This is a genomic window from Dyadobacter jejuensis, from assembly GCF_003149085.1.
Taxonomy (GTDB): domain Bacteria; phylum Bacteroidota; class Bacteroidia; order Cytophagales; family Spirosomataceae; genus Dyadobacter; species Dyadobacter jejuensis.
In genome coordinates, this window is the sequence record NZ_QGDT01000004.1 from 18,247 (window position 1) to 36,422 (window position 18,176).

Annotated in this window: 16 protein-coding genes; 14 read left to right on the forward strand and 2 right to left on the reverse strand. The window is 45.6% G+C overall.

The annotated features are described in order from the left end of the window. Window position 1: 1 nt before the first annotated feature. The 12 genes from CLV98_RS09230 (at window position 2) to CLV98_RS09285 (ending at window position 12,525) form a co-directional block, all read left to right on the forward strand. On the forward strand, window positions 2-790 hold the full coding sequence (locus CLV98_RS09230) for an SDR family oxidoreductase (protein ID WP_109674049.1): 789 nt from the start codon (window positions 2-4) through the stop codon (window positions 788-790). Between the two features lie 60 nt (window positions 791-850). Continuing rightward, window positions 851-2,365 carry a sodium:solute symporter family transporter gene (locus CLV98_RS09235; protein ID WP_109674050.1) on the forward strand — a complete coding sequence of 505 codons (1,515 nt, stop codon included), beginning with the start codon at window positions 851-853 and terminating at the stop codon, window positions 2,363-2,365. A 263-nt stretch (window positions 2,366-2,628) separates the two neighbouring features. After that, window positions 2,629-3,432, forward strand: a complete 804-nt coding sequence (locus CLV98_RS09240; protein ID WP_109674051.1) for an HpcH/HpaI aldolase family protein — start codon at window positions 2,629-2,631, stop codon at window positions 3,430-3,432. A 13-nt stretch (window positions 3,433-3,445) separates the two neighbouring features. Beyond that, window positions 3,446-4,402: an aldo/keto reductase gene (locus CLV98_RS09245; protein WP_170120674.1), complete on the forward strand. Its 957-nt coding sequence runs from the start codon at window positions 3,446-3,448 to the stop codon at window positions 4,400-4,402. 47 nt (window positions 4,403-4,449) lie between these two features. Next, window positions 4,450-5,373, forward strand: coding sequence for a Gfo/Idh/MocA family protein (locus tag CLV98_RS09250; RefSeq protein WP_109674052.1), 924 nt, complete (start codon window positions 4,450-4,452; stop codon window positions 5,371-5,373). Window positions 5,374-5,474: 101 nt separating this feature from the next. Next, entirely contained in the window at window positions 5,475-6,254 is a 780-nt protein-coding gene (locus CLV98_RS09255) for an SDR family oxidoreductase (protein ID WP_109674053.1), read from the forward strand. 112 nt (window positions 6,255-6,366) lie between these two features. Then, window positions 6,367-6,750 carry a RidA family protein gene (locus CLV98_RS09260; RefSeq protein ID WP_109674414.1) on the forward strand — a complete coding sequence of 128 codons (384 nt, stop codon included), beginning with the start codon at window positions 6,367-6,369 and terminating at the stop codon, window positions 6,748-6,750. Window positions 6,751-6,761: 11 nt separating this feature from the next. Continuing rightward, the gene (locus CLV98_RS09265) at window positions 6,762-7,748 is read left to right on the forward strand and encodes a 3-hydroxyacyl-CoA dehydrogenase family protein (protein WP_109674054.1); all 987 of its coding nucleotides are present in this window, start codon (window positions 6,762-6,764) and stop codon (window positions 7,746-7,748) included. A 55-nt stretch (window positions 7,749-7,803) separates the two neighbouring features. Continuing rightward, window positions 7,804-9,102 (forward strand): aspartate aminotransferase family protein, encoded by a 1,299-nt coding sequence (locus CLV98_RS09270; RefSeq protein ID WP_109674055.1) that lies wholly within the window; start codon window positions 7,804-7,806, stop codon window positions 9,100-9,102. Between the two features lie 23 nt (window positions 9,103-9,125). After that, complete coding sequence (locus CLV98_RS09275; RefSeq protein WP_109674056.1) at window positions 9,126-10,040, forward strand: 3-hydroxyacyl-CoA dehydrogenase family protein; 915 nt, start codon at window positions 9,126-9,128, stop codon at window positions 10,038-10,040. Beyond that, the gene (locus CLV98_RS09280; protein WP_109674057.1) at window positions 10,033-11,112 is read left to right on the forward strand and encodes a dipeptidase; all 1,080 of its coding nucleotides are present in this window, start codon (window positions 10,033-10,035) and stop codon (window positions 11,110-11,112) included. Before CLV98_RS09275 ends, CLV98_RS09280 begins: the two co-directional genes overlap by 8 nt. A gap of 33 nt (window positions 11,113-11,145) precedes the next feature. Then, window positions 11,146-12,525, forward strand: a complete 1,380-nt coding sequence (locus tag CLV98_RS09285) for a hypothetical protein (RefSeq protein ID WP_109674058.1) — start codon at window positions 11,146-11,148, stop codon at window positions 12,523-12,525. Between the two features lie 15 nt (window positions 12,526-12,540). On the opposite strand, the gene CLV98_RS09290 is transcribed toward CLV98_RS09285, so the two are convergent. Further along, window positions 12,541-13,437 carry an AraC family transcriptional regulator gene (locus CLV98_RS09290; protein WP_109674059.1) on the reverse strand — a complete coding sequence of 299 codons (897 nt, stop codon included), beginning with the start codon at window positions 13,435-13,437 and terminating at the stop codon, window positions 12,541-12,543. Between the two features lie 187 nt (window positions 13,438-13,624). Next, window positions 13,625-14,368 carry a flavodoxin family protein gene (locus tag CLV98_RS09295; protein WP_229203290.1) on the reverse strand — a complete coding sequence of 248 codons (744 nt, stop codon included), beginning with the start codon at window positions 14,366-14,368 and terminating at the stop codon, window positions 13,625-13,627. Between the two features lie 227 nt (window positions 14,369-14,595). On the opposite strand from CLV98_RS09295, the gene CLV98_RS09300 reads away from it, so the two are divergent. Both CLV98_RS09300 and CLV98_RS09305 read left to right on the forward strand, forming a co-directional pair. Next, entirely contained in the window at window positions 14,596-16,974 is a 2,379-nt protein-coding gene (locus CLV98_RS09300; RefSeq protein WP_109674060.1) for a GAF domain-containing protein, read from the forward strand. Next, entirely contained in the window at window positions 16,975-18,174 is a 1,200-nt protein-coding gene (locus tag CLV98_RS09305) for a Pycsar system effector family protein (RefSeq protein WP_229203291.1), read from the forward strand. The last annotated feature ends 2 nt before the right edge of the window (window positions 18,175-18,176 follow it).

The window sequence follows — 18,176 nt, forward strand, 5'->3', positions numbered from 1 at the left end:
TATGTCAATAAGTAAAGAAATTTTTAGTCTGAGGGACCAGGTGATATGGGTATTAGGAGGTGCAGGACACCTAGGCCAACCGACCTCCTTGCTGCTCGAACAATTGGGGGCTAGGGTCGTCTGTATGGACCTTGGTAATCGGGCACAGCGATTCGTAGAGCGGCTTACGGAAGGACAAAACATCGTTCCTGAATCATTTGATCTGAGAGAACAGCATTTAATAGATGAATTTGTTGCGCAGCAAACTGTTAAACACGGGATTCCCAATGGACTTGTCAACCTGTCGTTTAGCGCTTCTGGTAAGACTTTGGAAGAATTGACTGCCTCAGATTTTGACCTGGCAAACAGTCTTTCGTTGACATCTACTTTTCTTTTTACCAGGGCGGTGGGGCAACGGATGGCGACTCATGACGGTGGTAGCTTGGTGCTATTTTCGAGTATGTATGGCTCGGTCTCTCCAGATCCCTCGATATACAGCCCACCTCTCCATAAAAACCCGATTGAATACGGCGTCGCTAAGGCGGGGTTAGAGCAAATGGTCCGTTATCTGGCTGTGCATTGGGGAACAAAAAAAGTTCGTTGCAATGCCATTGCACCGGGAGCTTTTCCGAATCCTTCGGTTCAAAATCAACAACCCGACTTTATTGACAAACTTTCCTCGAAGTCACCTTTAGGTAGGATTGGGCAACCGGAGGAAATCGCTGGTACGGTAGCATTTCTGCTCTCTGCGGCCTCTACCTATATTACCGGTCAGACCATCGCCGTAGATGGTGGGTGGAAATGCTGGTAGGCTGTAACCGCATTGAATCATTATTAATTTTTATCTAGCTTTTTGCTAATTCCAACGCTTATGTTTACTGTTTTCTTGAATAATTTATTAGGACAACGACTAGAAGTGCTCGACTGGGCCATCATTATCTTTTATGCCCTGGGAATGATCTTAATAGGTTGGTTTTATAGCCGAAAAATCAAGACAAGCGAGGACTATCTGCTGGGGGGACGGAAGATGAATTCTACTGCAATAGGTATTTCATTGTTTGCTACCTTGTTAAGTACGCTTTCGTATTTGTCGTACCCTGGCGAAATGATCAAACACGGTCCTGCCGTTTTGTTATCCGTATTGGCATTTCCTCTGATTTATTTTATTGCGGGCTATTGGTTAATTCCTAGAATAATGGCCCTGAACGTTACCAGTGCCTATGAAATACTAGAGTTACGTTTTGGGCTAAGCATTCGGATGTTTGCAATCTTTATGTTTTTAGTGCTTCGTTTTTTTTGGATGGCCACTATTATTTATGTTACCGTTAATATAGCTTTAAGGGCTATTATCCCATTCGAAGAGGCCTACGTGCCCTTAATTGGCTTGCTATTGATGGTAATAACGATCATTTATACGACGATGGGGGGGCTTAAGGCGGTGGTGGTTACCGATGTAATTCAAACCTGTGTATTTTTGATCGGGGCTATCGTTAGTATCCTTGTTGTGGTTATTAATTTGGGCTCATTTGCCGAAATAATACCCCTGGAGTGGCCAGCGCACTGGGATGAATTGCAATGGGAATTGGATACCTCTAAGCGGAGCACCTTGGGGAATATCTTCTTAGCTACTACCGTTTGGTACGTATGTACTACGGGCTCCGATCAGCTGGCCATTCAGAGGTATCTTTCTACCGAAAATGTCGCCACAGCCCGGAAGTCTTTCCGGATATCCCTATATTCCAATGTACTTGCCAATATCTTGTTAGCCATAGTGGGGCTAGCCATGGTGGCTTATTTTACCAAAAACCAAGCCCTCATGGAAGCAGGCCAAACCATTTATGGGCAGGCCGACCAATTGTTTCCCAAATTCATACTCATAGGGTTACCCACAGGAATGTCGGGTTTAGTAATTGCCGGTTTATTATCGGCGGCTATGTCGAGCATGTCTTCAGGCCTGAATTCCGTTTCCACAGTCCTATCCGAAGATATATTTAACAGGTTTAGAACAAGAAAATTAAGTGCTTCTGCTGCACTAAAAGAAGTGAAGTGGATTTCCTATGGTACCGGATTTGTCGTCATTTTATTGAGCTTATTCATTGCCAATGTATCGGGCAATCTGTACGATGTCATTATGAAGGTGGTCAATCTGCTGGTGGCACCTTTGTTTGTCTTGTTTTTTATGGCCCTGTTCATTCCATTTGCTACCGAAAGAGCCACCCTATTAGCTGGCTTAGCCTCGGTAGCGGCGGCTGTGGCGATTGCCTTTTACGAGATATTTGGAATCACCGTCTTTTGGATCATGCCTGGCTCTTTGGTGGTAGGGATAGGGACTGGCGTATTATTGAGTTGGCTCGATGTGACCCTAAGTAAGCATGGCAATGGATAGCTCTGGCTAGGCACTCGTTTGACGACCTTTACCTTTAGGAAGCCCCAATGTGCCCCATTCATAGAGCGCTTTAACTCGATCGTGTAGAGGAATAGGAAGTATTTCGATAGAATATTAGCCTGTGCTTATAAGTTGAGGGCTTAGCTCTAGAGGTGGTGAAAGATAGTATCAGTTTTAAGGATAAAAGTAATAGTCCGGCTGGGTTTTGGTGCTTATATTTGGTATTATAAAACATGAAGAAAAAGTCCCTAAACCAATAATCAATGCGTAAAAGTCGAGTGCTTCAAAAACTACGAGCAGGAGAGGTGGTAAGCTGCCTAAAGATAAATCTGTCGGACCCAAGGGTGTCAGAAATAGCGGCGATCACCGGGTTCGACTGTGTATGGGCAGACCAGGAACATATCGGTTCCGACTGGTCTATTTTGGCCGGCAATGTATGGGCCACCAAATGCCATGATACCGATCTGCTGGTGCGTGTTCCCCGAGGGAGCTATAGCGATTATGTACGCCCACTAGAGCTCGACGCCACCGGAATTATGGTGCCTCATATTATGAATTTGGAAGAAGCGAAAAAGGTAGTGGAGGTGACCCGCTTTCATCCTATTGGCCGACGGCCGATCGATGGGGGAAATGCGGACGGTTCCTATACCGCTCTGGATTTTAATGAATACCTCGTACAGGCGAATGAGCAACGCTTCGTGATCCTGCAAATAGAAGATCCTGAGCCTTTGGCTCAATTAGACGAGATTGCCGCCTTAGAGGGGTATGACATGTTGTTTTTTGGTCCTGGCGATTTCAGTCAAGGTATAGGAAGTCCAGGCCAATGGGATCACCCCGACCTTGTAGCTGCACGTAAGAAAGTTGCGGAAGCAGCACGGAAGCATGGCAAGTTTGCAGGAACCGTAGGTGGCCCCGGTAATCTTCAGGAGCTGATTGACATGGGCTATCAGTTTGTGAGTGTGGGGGCCGATGTGGTAGGGCTCAAAAACTACTGTCAGGATTTACTGAAGGCCTTCGACCCGCAAAGCGCTGGTAAGGCGGCTACCTCGTACCTAGAAAACGAATGAAATACCTGAAGTAATGAAAAAGAGAATATTAGGCAGAACGGGTCTGGAGGTTTCTGAAGTGGCCTTTGGAGGCGTCGAAATAGGATTGCCTTATGGTATTGGCGTGGCCGACAAAAATGATATGTTGTCTGAAAACCAGGCCATAAGCCTACTACATGAGGCCATGGCCAATGGAATCAATTTCTTCGATACCGCTAGGATGTACGGGGAGAGTGAGCAAATAATGGGTAAAGCCTTTGGCGATCGGAGAGAAGAGGTTATTCTAGCGACCAAATGCCGGCATTTTAGGAATCAGCAGGGGCAGTTGCTACCAGAGGCGGAACTTAAAAAATTTATTACGAACTCCCTAAAAGAGAGTCTGGAGGCCTTAAAAACCGATTATATAGATGTATTTATGTTGCATCAGGCCGACCAGGAAATACTACAGAGCAACCTGATTGCAGATACTTTCCAGGAGTTGAAGCAACAAGGGGTTATTCGAGCCACTGGAGCTTCTACCTATTTGGCCTCCGAAACGGCACTAGGCATAGAACGGGGGCATTGGGATGTCATCCAGTTGCCATTCAATTTGATGGATCAGCGCCATGCTGTCAATTTTCAAGAAGCTCAGTCTCAGGGGGTAGGGTTGGTGGTTAGATCGGTATTATTAAAAGGACTTTTAAGTGACCGTGGTAAGGATTTACACCCTAAATTGGTAGAAGTTGAACGTCATATTGGGAAATACCAGGAGTTTATTGCTGCCGACTTTCCCGATTTACCCACCCTGGCCACTCGTTTTGCATTGTCCTTTGACACTATCTCATCGGTACTGGTGGGGATCGATAAAACCGAATACTTGTATACAGCATTAGCCACTGCCAACGGGAAGTATATGGATCGGCCTACCTTGGTAAAGGCTATGGAGGCGGCCTTTCCGGATCCCAATTTTTTGAATTTACCCTATTGGGACAAAATGGGCTGGTTAAAATAACGATTAGAAACCATAAAGAACAGTAGGCTTCGCCTGCTGGATGCTAAATGAAAACGATTAAAATAGGAATCATAGGAATGAGCCCGGGCAATGCCCACCCCTATTCGTGGTCGGCCATTGTCAATGGTCACTTCGATGGAGAAGAAATTTCACGTGCAGGCTACCCGGCCGTATCGGCCTATTTGGAGGCCAATCGCGATACCATTGGACTAAGCGGCGCTCAGGTAACGCATATATGGACCCAAGATCGGGCAGTATCCGAGCGCATTGCGATGGCAACCAATATCGCCACGGTAGTCGAGAAAATGGAAGAAATGATTGGTCAGGTCGACGCCGTGCTTTTGGCGCGCGATGACCCTGAAAATCATAAGGCTATGGCTCAGCCCTTCATAGAAGCGGATGTTCCTATCTTCATCGATAAGCCCTTGGCCTATTCTACTGAGGACTTGAAGTGGTTTTCGGAGCAAAATGCCCAAGGGAAGTTTATCATGTCTTGCTCCTCGATGCGCTACGCTGGCGAATGCCGTACGGCTCGGCAAGAGTTGGCAGGCTTAGGAAAGTTACATCTGGTGACTGCTGTAGGCAAAAAAGATTGGAAAAAATATGGGGTCCACCTGCTAGAGGGGTTGTTCGGAATATTGGACGACCCCAAAGCAAGTATGGTGCGGCACTTGGGAGCACTCGATAAAGAAATCGTTCAGCTACAGCTCGAAAACGGACCCGATGTTACGCTCCATTTATACAATCAAATAGGTGTTACGTTTCAAATCTCCCTATTTGGTGAACAAGGGTGGAAGCTGGTAGATATCAGAAACTCTTATGCTATGTTCAGGGATAATCTGATCGAGTTTATCAGGTCGGTAGAGGAGGGGAACCCCCGCCTGCCCTTCGAAAAAACGGCTCATATTATGGAAATTATCATCGCTGCCCATCAGAGCCGGGAGCAAGGAGGCGTCGCTATCAGTCTCTAAAATAGGTGGTTTGTGCCGCCTTGGATGCTTTAAATATTAAAATATAATAGAAAACACATTTAACGATAGGCCGGGTGGAATACCGTCGGCCCCAATGGCTTATGAATGTAAAGCAACTCTTTAGTTTAAAAGGAAAGGTGATTGTAGTAACCGGGGGGTCGGGCAATTATGGTCAATGTATTGTAGAGGGGTTGGCAGAAGCCGACGCCACCGTGATTACGACTTCCAGGAGGCTGGAATCAGCCCTGAAAACGGCTCATCACTTTAGAGGGAAAGGCCTAGATGTTACGGCTATGGAGGTGGACCAGGCCGAGGCAGAATCAGTCGAACGATTGAGTGGAAAAATTAGGGAGGTATATGGCCGACTCGACGGCTTCGTCAACAACGCTGTGTCTCGACCTATGAAGGGTTATGGGGCCCCCATTGCGGAGTTCGACGAATCCATGAAAACCAATGCCACGGGGATGGTCAACCTGTTGCGTCAAATGACGGAGCTAATCGCCGCCAGTGGAGGTGGAAGTGTCATTAATATCGCTTCTATGATGGGAATGTTTGGGCCAGACCTAAGCAATTATGAAGGTACTGAGAATATGGGTGACCTGCCCCCCGATTATTTCTTTCATAATGCGGGGCTGATTAACCTTAACCGATATATGGCCAAAATGAATAGAGGTAAAAACGTCCGGTTCAATTGTATCAGTCCTGGAGGGCTTTTTAATAATCAACCTGAGGTATTTGTACGGAATTACTGTAAAAAGGTTCCTTTGAATCGAATGGCTAATCAGGATGATATAAAGGGCCTGGTAGTATTGCTGGCCTCAGAGGCTGGAGCGTATATTAACGGGGAAAACATATTGATGGATGGGGGGATGAATGCTTAAAAATGGTTTTAAAAAATAGTATTAGGAATCCATATAAAAGTAGGAGAATTGAAGTGTGGTATAAAAGTACTTTTGTAAATCAAGTTATTAATAAAATTATATTTTGTTTTTTATGATAAATGTAATACACCCCGATCGTGACCCTGAGTTTGTTACGGGAGCCTATTCCGATGGTATCGTTGTAGATGGTTTCCTTTTTGTGAGTGGTCAGGCGGCTGTGGACTTCAAGACTTCTCAGTTTATATTAGGGACCATAGAAGAAGAGACCAAGCGTACCATGGATAATATAGTGGCTATTGTGGAGGCTGCCGGTGGTAGCATGGAACAGGTAGTCAAATGCACTACGCACCTAGCCGATATCGCCGACTTTGACCGTTATAATGAGGTGTATGCCTCCTACTTTCCGGGAATGAAGCCGGCACGTACAACGGTTCAATCGGTACTGGCAGAAAACATTAAAGTAGAAATAGACTGTATCGTAAAATTACCCTCCTGAGTTTCGAAACTATGATTGAATCAGCTAAAGTAACCGCCGCATCTACGCCAATGGGTGTAGTGGGATTGGGCCTGATGGGGAGTAGTATCGTGGCCGCCTTATTAATAGCGGGCCATCCCGTACAAGCCATAGTGCCTATTCCTTCAGATTTTGATGAGGCCCGGCATCGAGTTGCCCGGCAGCTCAGGCTGTGTGAACAAGCCGGTTTGATCGATTCCGTTGCTGACTTCGATGAGCGTTTGCAGATTACTGAGGACTATCAAACACTGGCTGGGTGCCAGGTGGTTATTGAATGTGTGATCGAAAAATTGGAAGTCAAGAAAGAAGTGTATCAGAAGATTACTTCCGTGGTTACTTCCGATTGCATCATAGGGACCAATACTTCCGCCATACCCATCAGTGAACTTCAGCAATATATTATGGGCCCCGAACGCTTCGTAGGGATTCATTTTGCTGAGCCAGCATATATGACTCGCTTTTTGGAAATTACCTGTGGCCGATTGACCACCGACCACTACGCCCAAAGAATATTTTCCTTGGCACAAGGAATGGGTAAAGAGCCTACCTTACTTAAAAAGGATATAAGAGGCTTTATCACCAATCGGTTGATGTATGCCGTATATCGGGAGATATTTCATCAGCTGGAAACGGGCCACGCTACCCGTGAGGATCTTGACAAGGCCTTTCGTTATGATGCGGGTTCATGGATGACACTGATGGGCATATTTCGACGGATGGATTATTTGGGAATAGAGGATTTTGGTAAAATACTACCGGAGGTATTCTCAAAACTTAGCAATACCCATTCTGTTCCTCAAGAAATGAAGGAAATGGTCGAGAAGAACGCCCGTGGGATACATAACGAAACAGGGTTGTATCCTTACCAAAAGGGTGAAGGCAAACAATGGGATCTCTCTTTTTCCCAGTTCAATTTGGAAATTCACCGCTTGGCGGCAGAATTTTCAGAAGTAAAAATAAAGGAACAATTAAGCCAATAAGAACTGAATTATCATACCGAGCCAACTGCAGTTAGCCGGAAAATAGAGCCAATCAATGAAATCCTATAGCAAATCGGCAGCCCTGCTGGAAAGGGCAAAAAAAGTACTTGCCAGCGGTGTTTCGTCCGAATTTAGAAAGTACAACCACCCTCATGCCCTTTTCTATACGCATGGGGCAGGAAGTAAAATTTATGACGTCGATGGGAATGCCTATTTAGACTTTACGCTCAGCCAAGGTCCCTTGATCCTCGGCCATTCTCATCCCGAGGTCATGCAAGCCATTAGCGAGTACTCCGCACAAGGGCAACTTTTTGCCGGGCAGCATATCAGGGAAGTGGAGCTCGCCGAAAAATTGAATGAACTGATCCCTTCTGCCGAGCTGATGCGCTTCTGTTTGGATGGTTCCGAAGCCGTGCAAACCGCATTTCGAGTTGCTAGAGCCAAAACGGGGAAAAATAAGTTCCTGCGCTTCGAGGGACATTATCATGGCTGGATGGACAACGTGTGCTGGGGGCTTTCGGCACCTTCCCTTGAGGCCATGGGGAGTAGGGAGCACCCCAATGTATTTCCTTGGACCCAAGGGTTGCCACAAGGAGTGGATAACGATTTTATTGTACTTCCATGGAATGATCTGGAACTGGTTCGCAAAACACTTTCAGAAAGGGCCTCAGAAATAGCAGCGATTATTACGGAGCCGATTATGTGCAATAATGGCTGTATTGAGCCGGCGCCAGGATTCCTCTTAGGGCTTAGAGAACTATGTGACGAATATGGGATTACTTTGATCTTCGATGAGGTGATCACGGGTTTTCGGATCTCTTTAGGAGGGGCTCAAAAGTACTTCGGAGTAACTCCGGATCTGTCCATCTTTGCCAAAGCCATCGCTAGTGGCTATGCGATTAGCGCCATAGTAGGAAAGTATGAATGGATGCAGCTAATAGAAAATGCTACGGTAATTCATGCCGGTACGATGAATGCGGGTAACCCAACGGTGGCTGCCGCTTTGGCAACTATCACGGTACTGGAAAAAGAGCAGCCTCACCAGCGGATGTTTGCCCTAGGTAAGCGGCTGATGGAAGGCTTGCAACAGGCGGCTCAGAAACACGGGCAGTCCATGCTGGTGGAGGGGCCGGGTCCTATGTTTGCAATCAGCTTTACTTCCTTAACCAAAACCCAAGATTACAGAGATACGCTCAAAGCCGATAAAGCGAAGTTAAATAAGTTTATTTCGGCCATGCATGAGGAAGGCATCCGCATCATAGGGCGTGGACTCTGGTACATTAGTGCCGTACATACCGAAGAGGAGGTAGATCATGCCATTCGTACGGCAGATAAGGTACTCAAATCATTTTGAAAAATAGGTAGTTACTCGATTTAATGAAAGGAACTGGAAAACGAATTGAAGCGGTACTCGTGGTAGGCAATACCCTTTTGACACAAGGGATTATCGCTTGCTTGAGCAATGGAGGATGTAAAGTGAGCTTGGTGTCCCAGGTATCGGCAATAGGAAAGCTGCAGGGTGATGAGCACTATGATCTGGCGATATTGGTAACTAAGGAGGACTTGGCGGCTAAGCAGCTAATGATTGAAGAGGTACAAAGCGTGTTAGCGCCCCGTACTCCCATCGCCATAAACATGGAGTCGATAGGCCTAGACCAGCTCCAAAGGGCTAGCGATTCTCCCCATCTTCTGCTCGGGTTGAACTGGACGGAACCGGCAGATCTTACCTATTTTCTCGAAATCATTGTAAACGATACCACCGACGACGGTCTTGTAGAGGGTTTACTTCAAGTGGCCGTCGAAGATTGGCAGAAGGATCCTTATGTAATACGCGCTGGCCATGGGATACGTATGCCCCTGCTAGCCGCTATGATTAGAGAGGCGTTTTATTTGGTATCGAATGGCTATGCTACTGTTCAGGATATCGATAGGGCCTGTCGGAATGATGCGGGCTATTATCTGCCCTATGCCGGAAATCTCCGATATATGGACTTAATGGGTACTTATGCCTACGGGATGGTGATGAAAGATTTGAATCCCGAGCTTTCTACCGACTTGGTCATGCCCCAATTTTTCCAGCAGATGATGGATAATAAAGAGTGGGGCATGGAAACGGGAAAGGGGTTTTATGAGTACAGCCCCTCGGAAGGCGAACAATGGAAGTTGTTATTAAAGCGTTTTAGTCATCAGGTCAAAGAACTTATTGATAAATATCCTTTTGGTCAGGAAGAGCTCCCCAAAATAGACCCTTTACCAACAGAAAATCATAAAAGAGAGCATCGATATGAATAGACTTATCTTTGATGCGCATCTGGATCTGTCCATGAATGCCATTGAGTGGAATAGAGATCTTACGCAACCACTGGTCGATATTAGGCAAAGGGAGATGAATATGTCCGATAAAAATGATCGTGGAAAGGGGACGGTATGCTTACCAGAACTTCGAAAAGGGAATATTGGTCTGGTAGTAGCTACCCAGCTGGCTCGTTTTACGCCGAAAGGGAGTGGCCTGTCGGGATGGAACTCCCCACAACAGGCATGGGCAATGACCCAGGCCCAGTTAGCATGGTATAAGGAAATGGAGGCCCTAGGGGAAATGGTGCAGATTACCGACTTACCATCCTTAGAGGCGCATTTAGCCTTATGGAAGGATGAGTCCGTTGCCAACGACACGAAGCCCATTGGGTATATTTTAAGCCTCGAAGGGGCCGATTCTCTGGTCGACGTTTCCTATCTTCAACGTGCCTACGATCATGGTTTGAGGGCCTTAGGTCTATCTCATTTTGGGCCGGGACGATACGCCCCTGGTACCAAAATGCAAGGACCATTAGAACCTGCTGCTTACGACTTGATGCGAGAGATGTCTCGGTTAAATATGATTTTGGATATGACGCATCTCACCGACGAGGGCTTCGATCAGGTATTGAACTTTTATGAGGGGCCCATATGGTCCAGTCACCATAATGTACGTAAAATTGTACCCAACCAACGCCAACTAAACGACCGGCAAATCGAACAGCTTATCGAACGTGGGGCAGTAATAGGCGGGATGCTCGATTGCTGGGCCATGGATGTGCGGTTTATCGATATGGTGTCGGATCCCTGGCAGTTGGACATCAAGCTGGAGCAGCTCGTAGATCATTGGGATCATATCTGTCAAATAGCGGGCAATAGTTACCATGTGGCCATTGGCAGCGACCTGGATGGTATTTTTGGAACCGAGCAGTCGCCTTGGGATCTTAATTCTATAGCCGATTTACAAAAATTCGAAAGCATCCTGAGCAATAGGGGCTATACTGACCAGGATATAGATAATATTTTTAGTGAGAACTGGCTCCGGTTTCTTAGGAAGGCCTGGAGTTGAAATTTAAATCCGTTATTAAAAGTGGTGCAAACTATGAGCCCATCCAACCATTCCACACTTTACGCTGGAGCCGCACAAGTCAAAACTACCCCCGTATTGGGAACCCGTATTAATGGAGACTTCGTCACCCATTATGCTACCCAAATCCATGATGACCTCTTCTCGAAGGCGTTGGTCTTTAAACAAGGAGCTACGCATTTGGCTTTTGTGATGGTCGATATCTGTATTATGCCCAAGGATTTTGTCGATTCGGTGAAGGCCGAAATAACGAAGGCTACCGGAATATTGGGATCAAATATTCTGATAGCGAGTACCCATACGCATGCAGCTGGGGCCGTGGCCGAGGTGCATTTGGGGGCTGCCGACTTGGCTTATACTAAACGGCTACCGGGGCTCATCGTAGCATCGGTACAGCAAGCCCTCCAAAGGCTAGCGCCTGCCCAGGTGGCTTTCGGCCACATAGTAGCTCCTGAGCACCTCCGTTGTCGCCGCTATGAAATGGTTCCCGATTATCAACCGCTCAATCCGGTTACGGGTGGGCTCGATGCGGTCAAAACCAATCCCTTTGGGGATGAGGATTCTATCAGAAAGAGTATTGCTCCTACCGACCCAGGTTTAGGGTATCTGGCTGTAAAAGGATTGGATGGCTCCTGGATAAGCCTTTTGGCTAATTATTCCTTACATTATGTTGGCGACTGGCCCAACGGGACCATATCGGCCGACTATTTCGGCGTTTTCTCTAAGGAAATGGCCCATCTACTGCAAGCCGATGCGGACTTTGTGGGCATGATGAGCAACGGGACGAGTGGAGATGTAAATATTTGGGACTTTCAGGACAATACCGGCTATCCACTAGGTCATTTTGAAAAGAGTGATTTTATAGGAAAAGACCTGGCCAAGCGCGTATCGGAATCAATTCCTGACCTGGCCTGGCAAACCAACGCTTGCTTAGAAGCCTTGCTTGAAGTGCCCGCGATACCCATTATTAAGCCTGACTCCCAGGCCGTAGCGGCCGCCAAGGAGTTGCTGATAGGAACCGATTTTAGGAGTATACAACCAACAGCCGCCGGATTACGAAAAATTTATGCCCGAGAACAGATCCTTTTGAATGAGCTAGCTCCCACCCGAGATTGCCCTGTCCAGGCCTTTCGCATTGGGGATGGGATAATCGGTGCCCTAGCTGGAGAGTTCTTCTCGGAAACAGGGTTGTATCTAAAGAACCAAGCTCCGGTAAATAGCTATTTTACAATTACCATGGCCAATGGAAATGTGGGTTACGTGCCTCCTGCTCGGGAAAAGATGCTAGGAGGATACGAAACTTGGCTATGCCGATATAGCTGTTTGGAGCCGGATGCAGAGGCTACCATTAGGACCACCTTAAAAGGACTCATTGATAACCTCTCTTTGGGATAAATCTAATATTATTTTTCACCTGGTGGTGCCTGAAGGAATGTTACTTTCAGGCACAATTAAAGTCTTGCGATAATGGCTGGGGGTCATGTTTTTTAGCTTCTTAAACTGTCGGTTGAAGTTGGCTAGGTTGTTATATCCACATTCGTAGGCGATTTCTACAACATTTCGATCATTCATAGAAAGTAGTTTACAAGCATGGCCTATTCGTACCGTAGTGAGGTATTCTACGAAGGTTACTCGAAATTGTTCCTTAAAAAAATTACAAAATGCAGTGACGCCCATTCCACCCACAGAAGCAATTTCCGAGAGGCTAATATCCTTATCGAAATTTTCCATGATATAGCCGGTTATTTTTTTGAATCGGTCGGAAGAGTCGTAGTGAAAGTTCTGCACGAAACGAGGGCTGGCTAGCAGGTCATACTCCGCGGTATGAGCCATGATATCGAAGATTAATAGGAGGTCCGATAATCTTTGTAAACCCGTCTTATCGGGCATATCTCTGATTATTTTATTGATTTTATTCCTTGTCTCACCTTGAAGGGCCATTCCACGATCCGCTAGTTTGAGTACTTTTTTGAAATGGTCCATTTCGGGGATGTTCATAAACTCCTCCCCCAAAAAATCGTCAGTAAAGTGTATCACCAATGCATCCGCTTCTTCGGGCCCCTGCTGTTGGTAAATTGGGTCGTTGACCCATACATGGGGTAGAAGAGATCCCATGAATACAAGGTCGTCTTCTTCGAAATACCCAATATGGTCGCCTACCATCCGTTTACCCGTACTTTTGTTGACCAATACAAATTCATAATGGGAATGGTAATGCCATGGAGCCGGGAAAAAATCACCCTTTTCCCGGAAAACAATAAATGACTTGTCTACGTCTTGTGGTAAGTGAAATTCTACTGCTTTCATGATACTACTAAATTGGTGGGTTTCTTTTTTGCCTAATTAAGGTAATATAAATTTTGATAACTATCCAAAAATGTGAAAGATAGTATCAGTATTGCCTATTTTTGTAGCAAAAGAGGGCCCATTGGTGACGTGGATACGCCCCGTGGCGATGTACCCACGTCTTTACCAGTAGCTCCTTGCTTTCTACCTACCGATATTCAGGGTTGGGGTTGTCATGACGTATTTGGTCCCACTGGCTGCGCTGGTTGCCGTGGGCAGGGTACCCCTGCTTGAGCATTTTGGCCAAATGCATCAGGTTCCAGGTCATAAAGGTGGTATTTCGGGTGGTGAAATCGTTCTTTAGACCTCCTCCAGGTTCGTCTAGGTAAGAGGGGCCTGGTCCTGCTTCGCCTATCCAACCCGCATCGGCCTGGGGTGGTATGCTATATCCTAGGTGCTGCAAGCTATACAGCAGGTTCATGGAGCAATGTTTGATCCCGTCTTCATTTCCGGTAATAATGCACCCACCCACCTTGCCATAATAGGCGTATTGGCCTTTTTCGTTCAATATTCCCGAATTGGCATATAGTCTTTCTATGGCCAGAGTTGCTACCGACGATTTTTCCCCCAGCCATATAGGGGAGCCTATTACCAGGATATCGGCCTCCATTACTTGCTTTTGAATGTCCGGCCATTCGTCCACATCCCACCCATGCTCGGTCATGTCGGGTTGTACTCCATAGGCAATCTGGTGGTCCACCACCCTGATCATTTTGGTGTTTATACGGTTGGCCTCCATAATGCGTTGCGACATGGTCATTAAGCCTTCTGTATTCGAAATATCGGGTGACTTCTTTAGGGTACAGTTTAGGAAAACGGCCAACAAATTTGAGAAATCAGTTTCGTTTTCCTCGTTCCATTTTTTTTGAATGGTGTTTAGTTGCATTTTCATAGTGTATAGAATTTATTAGATTTTTATAATAACCCGGAACGGGTCCATATAAGTTAAGATAAGAAATTATAAACGGTCGATCGGATGAAGGAAAGGGATATCCTCGGTGATCAATATAAAAAATTGGTTCAAAAACTATTCCTATGGGCGGTATGGTCAGGATAAAGCTGGATAACTTTGAACTTTCTAAGGTTAGTATTCCTTATAAACTACATACTGAACGATAGATGAAAACACATATACTTCATATAGCAGATCAAAAAAATATTCCCTCCACTTCCTTGCATCTGAATTCCACTATTTCTTTTACCAAGATTATCCAGGAAATTCGCAAACGGGTAAATCCGCAGGGTGCTGCCGATATGGACCCTTTAATGATGCGGTTGAAGCAATTGACAGACGAGCCTCGATTTGTGCAGCCCATGACCCTGGAAGAAACCGGAGAATTTCCTCTTCAAATGGCTCATATTTATCGGATGTTGGTGCCTGGTCTGGCTCGGGAGGAAGACAATCTCATAGCATTTTGTCCCCCTTTGGAACCTACGGTGTTCTATGGTACCGACGCATTTTACGATTTGATGATGGATAAAAGCTTTGAAAGGCTCAATTGTCAAGTCATAGAGGACTGTTCGACCCTGTCCAAAGATTATGTCCGACTGGTATATTCGGTGATCTTAGAGAAACTGTATGGGTTTCCGCCTATTCCACAGGCGTTGCAAACAATTTCGATCATCGATGAGTGTACTGGCTTACCCAGGTACTACCGAGTCAATATTGATAATTCTTATGTCGACGTTTCGCCAATAGGGGAATTGCCGCTTTTTAATTTGGAACGCCTTCGCAAGGGATGGCAGGAGAAATTGGATCCATCGGTGATTTTAGAGGTGCTCCCCTTGTCTCTGTTTACCTTCGATGGCTTTTCTATTTTATCACTTACCGATATTACCATCGACTATGCCCAAGAAGAACTTAAGAATATACTCATCAATAGGGATAGGGGCAATGCAGAAGCCCAATATCATCAAATAACTGGTTCTTTACGAACTTTGGTAGGGTCTCCCCATATCGAGTTCGACCTTATTCCGCTAATACGGGTCAATAACCGGCTGATTATCAACCCATCGACCATAAGGACCAGTCCCATTCACCATCGATTAGTGGAGGCGGGGTACCCCGAAAATAAGCTACAAGAACTGGGAGAAGAATATTTTGACCATCCCGAACTACTATTTATGCCCACTATGCAAGTGGACGATAGCAGTCCGGAGTATCTGCAAATATTTAAATCGGTAGGAGTCAATTCCTTTGCTTTAATGCCTGTTTATTGCAGTAGGGAACTAGTGGGGATACTGAATATCTACGCTAATAAAGATGGAGAGGTAAACGAAGCCGTGATGGCCAAATTGGACTTGATAATGCCTTTGGCCGAACAAATTCTTCAGAAGGATATCTTAGCCTTTAACCGCCGCCTCGATGAGGTGATCAAGGACGAATTCACCTCCTTACAGGATTCGGTAGAATGGAAGTTTAAAGAAGTGGCCTGGGACTTTCTGAAACATGAGGGAGAACCCCAAGAGCCTGGAAAAAAACGACTTCAAAAAATAAACTTTAAGGATGTGTTTCCTCTTTATGGGGCTATAGATATTCGGAACTCTACACTGGAGAGAGGGGATGCGCTTCAGGCAGACTTGGAAATTCAGTTTGCAGCGCTCATTAACACCCTCACCCTGATTGGTAAAAGGGCAGGGTTTGGACTAGCGGAAACGATGCTCTATAATGCCAGGAATTTTATCGAAAAGATCAGGAATAACCGATCGGATAGCGATGAAGTACAGCTTCAATATTTTTTGGAGTCGGAACTGCATCCATTTTTAAGGCATTTTGAAAGTAAGGGCCAGGCCGACCAGCCACAGGATGAAATAGCTATCGCCATAGCCGATTATTTCGCTAGGATAGACGAGCAAAAGGGTGCAGCCTTCGCCAACAGAAGGGCACTCGAGGCGTCGATGGGGATGGTCAATACGGCCATTAACCAATACCTGGACCTGGTCAAAATAGAAGTTCAGCAGACTTATCCCATTTATTTTGAGAAATTCAGAACTGATGGGGTTGAGTACGATATTTATATAGGCCAATCGATAGCCCCAGAAAGGCCTTATAGCCCCCTATATCTTAAAAATATTCGGTTTTGGCAGTTGTCGTCTATGGCCGCTATCGGTAAGATGACCCACCATTTGGTGCCTTCAATGGAGAAGCCTCTGCATACTACTCAGTTGATCTTTATTCATTCGGGAAGTATCGACATCGCCTTTCGAGACGATGAACGACGTTTCGATGTGGAGGGAGGTTATAATATCCGATATCAGGTCATAAAGAAACGAATAGACAAGGTGCATATCCTACAGACGGGTGAGCGACTTACCCAACCAGGAAAAATAGCCTTGGTATATTTTAATGAAGATATATTAAAGGAATACTTGGCCTATATTAGTACTTTACAAAACCAGAATATTCTCTTAAATGATCTTGAACTATTGGAGTTGGAAGAATTACAAGGGGTAAATGGGCTGAAAGCTTTACGGGTCGGTATTAATTTTGAGCAATAAATGATGCATAGCGCTATGGAGTATACTACAGTTTTGGATAGGTTACAAACCTATGTGGTCAGTCTATTTGAGGGGGTCTCCCTGTCGCATCTAGAGTACCATAATCTCTCGCATACCCAGGCGGTGGTAGCCAGTGTGCATAAAATGGCTGTCAAATTTAATCTGAATGAAAGAGACACCTTTATCGTAAAGGCGGCGGCATGGTTTCATGATACGGGTTATGTGAATGGGGGAGTGGACGCTCACGAGGAAAGAGGGGCTCAATTGGCCACCGATTTCCTCCAGGGACACCAAGTAGACGCCCCCACCATCGATGATATAGCAGGATGTATTCTTGCGACAAAACTTCCACAGACACCGCAAAACCTGCTACAACAAATCGTTTGCGATGCCGATTTGTACCATTTCGGCACCACCGATTTTTTTGATAATAATAAAAAGATGCGGAAGGAGGCCGAGTCGAGGTTAGGCCGGAAAATATCCAAAACGGAGTGGAATGCCAGTACGATTCAATTATTGAACTCCCACTCTTTTAAAACGGATCTGTGTCAAAAATTGCTGGGTCAGCAAAAGTTGATAAACTTGAATAAATTGAAGGAAAAAGAGACCAGCCTTCCTGTAGAACCTACAGCGGCCCCAAAGAAAAATAAGAAGGCCGACAAACCGGAAAGAGGGGTAGAGACCATGTTTAGGGTTACCTCTAGCAATCATCAACGCCTGAGTGATATGGCAGACAATAAGGCACATATCATGATCACCACCACCTCTATCATTATCTCGGTGTTGTTAGGCGTATTATTTCGGATGATAGAGGAGACCCCCCATCTGATTCTCCCTACTTCTATATTATTGGTAGTGTGTGTGATCACGATGGTGTTTTGTATTTTGGCCACCCGTCCCAAAATACCGGATGGTATCTTTACCCAGGAGTCTGTAGAGAACAAGGCGGTCAATTTATTGTTTTTTGGAAACTTCTATCGTATGCCCTACGATGCCTATTATAATGGGATGCAAGAGGTGATGAACGATAAGGAGTTCTTGTATGCCAACCTTATTAAAGACGTATATTCTCAGGGAGTTGTCCTTGGGCGAAAATACCGGTTGCTACGATTGGCTTATAATATTTTTATGTTTGGTATAGTTGTTTCCGTGATTTGTTTTGTTGTTGCCGCATATATGGCCCAGAGGTCCACGTTTTAGTT